Source organism: Kitasatospora sp. NPDC056783, assembly GCF_042789895.1.
GTDB lineage: Bacteria > Actinomycetota > Actinomycetes > Streptomycetales > Streptomycetaceae > Kitasatospora.
In genome coordinates this window covers 1-4,162 of the sequence record NZ_JBHUAF010000549.1, presented here as the reverse complement: position 1 = coordinate 4,162, position 4,162 = coordinate 1, and the positions used below count along the sequence as shown (strand labels likewise).

The following is a 4,162-nucleotide window of genomic DNA, read 5'->3' as shown; positions in this document are numbered from 1 at the left end:
GGCCCCCCTCAGACCACACGAACGACTCTCGACTTACGAAAGAGGGCTTGACGACCAGTGCTTGACGTCAACTTCTTCGACGAGCTCCGCATCGGCCTGGCCACCGCCGACGACATCCGCCAGTGGTCCCACGGCGAGGTCAAGAAGCCGGAGACCATCAACTACCGCACCCTGAAGCCGGAAAAGGACGGGCTCTTCTGCGAGAAGATCTTCGGTCCCACCCGGGACTGGGAGTGCTACTGCGGCAAGTACAAGCGCGTCCGCTTCAAGGGCATCATCTGCGAGCGCTGCGGCGTCGAGGTGACCCGCGCCAAGGTGCGCCGCGAGCGGATGGGCCACATCGAGCTGGCCGCCCCGGTCACCCACATCTGGTACTTCAAGGGTGTCCCGTCCCGCCTGGGCTACCTGCTGGACCTGGCGCCGAAGGACCTCGAGAAGGTCATCTACTTCGCCGCCTACATGATCACCTGGGTCGACGACGAGCGCCGCCAGCGCGACCTCCCGTCCCTGGAGGCGCACGTCTCGGTCGAGCGCCAGCAGATCGAGAACCGCCGCGACTCCGACCTCGAGGCCCGTGCCAAGAAGGCCGAGACCGACCTGGCCGAGCTGGAGGCCGAGGGCGCCAAGGCCGACGTGCGCCGCAAGGTGCGCGAGGGCGCCGAGCGCGAGATGAAGCAGCTGCGCGACCGCGCGCAGCGCGAGCTCGACCGCCTCGACGAGGTGTGGGCCCGCTTCAAGAACCTCAAGGTCCAGGACCTCGAGGGCGACGAGCTGCTCTACCGCGAGCTGCGCGACCGCTTCGGCACCTACTTCTCCGGCTCGATGGGCGCGGCGGCCCTCAAGGACCGCCTCGAGACCTTCGACCTGGCGGAGGAGTCCGAGCGCCTGCGCGAGATCATCCGCACCGGCAAGGGCCAGAAGAAGACCCGTGCGCTCAAGCGCCTCAAGGTCGTCTCCGCGTTCCTGCAGACCACCAACAAGCCCAACGGCATGGTGCTGGACTGCGTCCCGGTCATCCCGCCGGACCTGCGTCCGATGGTGCAGCTGGACGGTGGCCGCTTCGCGACCTCCGACCTGAACGACCTGTACCGCCGCGTCATCAACCGCAACAACCGCCTGAAGCGGCTTCTCGACCTCGGTGCCCCCGAGATCATCGTGAACAACGAGAAGCGCATGCTCCAGGAGGCCGTCGACGCGCTGTTCGACAACGGCCGCCGCGGCCGTCCGGTCACCGGTCCGGGCAACCGCCCGCTGAAGTCCCTCAGCGACATGCTGAAGGGCAAGCAGGGTCGTTTCCGCCAGAACCTGCTCGGCAAGCGAGTCGACTACTCGGCCCGTTCGGTCATCGTCGTCGGCCCGCAGCTCAAGCTGCACCAGTGCGGTCTGCCGAAGGCCATGGCGCTGGAGCTCTTCAAGCCGTTCGTGATGAAGCGCCTGGTCGACCTGAACCACGCGCAGAACATCAAGTCGGCCAAGCGCATGGTCGAGCGCGCCCGCCCGGTCGTGTGGGACGTCCTCGAAGAGGTCATCGCCGAGCACCCGGTCCTGCTGAACCGTGCGCCCACCCTGCACCGCCTCGGCATCCAGGCCTTCGAGCCGCAGCTGGTCGAGGGCAAGGCCATCCAGATCCACCCGCTCGTCTGCACCGCGTTCAACGCGGACTTCGACGGTGACCAGATGGCCGTCCACCTGCCGCTCTCCGCGGAGGCGCAGGCCGAGGCCCGCATCCTGATGCTGTCCTCGAACAACATCCTGAAGCCGGCCGACGGTCGCCCCGTCACCATGCCGACCCAGGACATGGTGCTCGGTCTGTTCTTCCTGACCTCGGACCGCGACAACGTGAAGGGCGCCGGCCGCACCTTCTCGTCGACCGCCGAGGCGATCATGGCCTTCGACGCCCGCGACCTGGACGTCCAGGCCCCGATCGAGCTGCGCCTGCCGGCCGGCACCGTCCCGCCGCGCGGCTGGACCCCCCCGCTGGACGAGGACGGCCAGTCGACCTGGTACGACGGCGAGCCCTTCCGCCTGAGCACCACCCTGGGCCGCGCGCTCTTCAACGAGCTGCTGCCCGAGGACTACCCGTTCGTCGACTACGAGGTGGGCAAGAAGCAGCTCTCCGCGATCGTCAACGACCTGGCGGAGCGCTACCCCAAGGTCGTCGTCGCGGCGACCCTGGACAACCTGAAGGCGTCCGGCTTCCACTGGTCGACCCGCTCGGGTGTCACCGTCTCCATCTCGGACGTCGTCGTCCCGCCGAACAAGCCCCAGATCCTGGAGGGCTACGAGGCCAAGGCGGAGAAGGTCCAGCGTCAGTACGAGCGCGGCCTGATCACCAACGACGAGCGCAAGCAGGAGCTCATCGGCATCTGGACCCAGGCGACCAACGAGGTCGCCGAGGCCATGAACGTGAACTTCCCGAAGACGAACCCCATCTTCATGATGGTCGACTCGGGTGCTCGCGGAAACATGATGCAGATGCGCCAGATCGCCGGTATGCGTGGTCTGGTGTCGAACGCGAAGAACGAGACCATCCCGCGACCCATCAAGGCGTCGTTCCGTGAGGGTCTCTCCGTGCTGGAGTACTTCATCTCCACCCACGGTGCCCGTAAGGGTCTGGCCGACACCGCCCTCCGTACCGCCGACTCCGGTTACCTCACCCGTCGTCTGGTCGACGTCTCCCAGGACGTCATCATCCGCGAGGAGGACTGCGGCACCGAGCGCGGCCTGAAGCTGGCGATCGGCTCCGTGGGCGCGGACGGCGTGCTGCGCAAGGCCGACGACGTCGAGACCAGCGTCTACGCCCGGATGCTCGCCGAGGACATCACGGTGGACGGCAAACTGCTGGCCACCGCGAACACCGACCTCGGTGACGTCCTGATCGACGAGCTGATCCGCCACGGCATCGGCGAGGTCAAGACCCGCTCGATCCTGACCTGTGAGTCGGCCGTCGGCACCTGTGCCATGTGCTACGGGCGCTCGCTGGCCACCGGCAAGCTGGTCGACATCGGTGAGGCGGTCGGCATCATCGCCGCCCAGTCCATCGGTGAGCCCGGTACCCAGCTGACCATGCGTACCTTCCACACCGGTGGTGTGGCCGGTGACGACATCACCCAGGGTCTGCCGCGTGTCGTCGAGCTCTTCGAGGCCCGTACCCCGAAGGGTGTGGCTCCGATCTCGGAGGCCGCCGGCCGGGTCCGGATCGAGGACACCGAGAAGACCCGCAAGCTGGTCATCACGCCGGACGACGGCACCGACGAGATCGCCTACCCGGTCTCGAAGCGTGTGAAGCTGCTCGTCAGCGAGGGCGAGGCGGTCGAGGTCGGCCAGAAGCTGACCATGGGTGCCACCAACCCGCACGACGTCCTGCGCATCATGGGCCAGCGTGCCGTCCAGGTCCACCTGGTCGCCGAGGTCCAGAAGGTCTACAACTCGCAGGGTGTGTCGATCCACGACAAGCACATCGAGATCATCATCCGGCAGATGCTCCGCCGCGTGACGATCATCGAGTCGGGCGACGCCGAGCTGCTGCCCGGCGAGCTGGTCGAGCGCGGTCGCTTCGAGCAGGAGAACCGCCGCGTCGTCGCCGAGGGCGGTCACCCCGCCTCCGGCCGTCCGCAGCTGATGGGTATCACCAAGGCCTCGCTGGCCACCGAGTCCTGGCTGTCGGCCGCCTCCTTCCAGGAGACGACCCGGGTCCTCACCGACGCGGCGATCCACGCCAAGTCGGACCCGCTGCTGGGCCTCAAGGAGAACGTCATCCTCGGTAAGCTCATCCCGGCCGGTACGGGTCTGCCCCGCTACCGCAACATCCGGGTCGAGCCGACCGAGGAGGCCAAGGCCGCGATGTACTCGGCCGTCGGCTACGACGACTACGACCTGTCGCCCTTCGGCGCCGGCTCCGGCCAGGCGGTCCCGCTGGACGACTACGACTACGGTCCGTACACCGGCTGAGTCGCGGGTCTGTGATCGCAGGGCGGTCACCCCTCACGGGGTGGCCGCCCTGCGGCGTTCCGGAGCGCCGGGAGGGGCCGTCGGGAAACCGATTGGGATATTCGGGCGAAGTCGCGTAGAGTCGTGTTCACCGACGCGGGGTGGAGCAGCTCGGTAGCTCGCTGGGCTCATAACCCAGAGGTCGCAGGTTCAAATCCTGTCCCCGCTACTC

Annotated in this window: 1 protein-coding gene and 1 tRNA gene; both read left to right on the top strand. The window is 67.6% G+C overall.

The genetic code is table 11. The annotated features are described in order from the left end of the window. Positions 1-57 precede the first annotated feature (57 nt). Positions 58-3,951: a DNA-directed RNA polymerase subunit beta' gene (locus ACFRMQ_RS38850; protein ID WP_380735612.1), complete on the top strand. Its 3,894-nt coding sequence runs from the start codon at positions 58-60 to the stop codon at positions 3,949-3,951. Positions 3,952-4,085: 134 nt separating this feature from the next. Then, a tRNA-Met gene (locus tag ACFRMQ_RS38845) sits at positions 4,086-4,159 on the top strand. Positions 4,160-4,162: the final 3 nt, after the last annotated feature.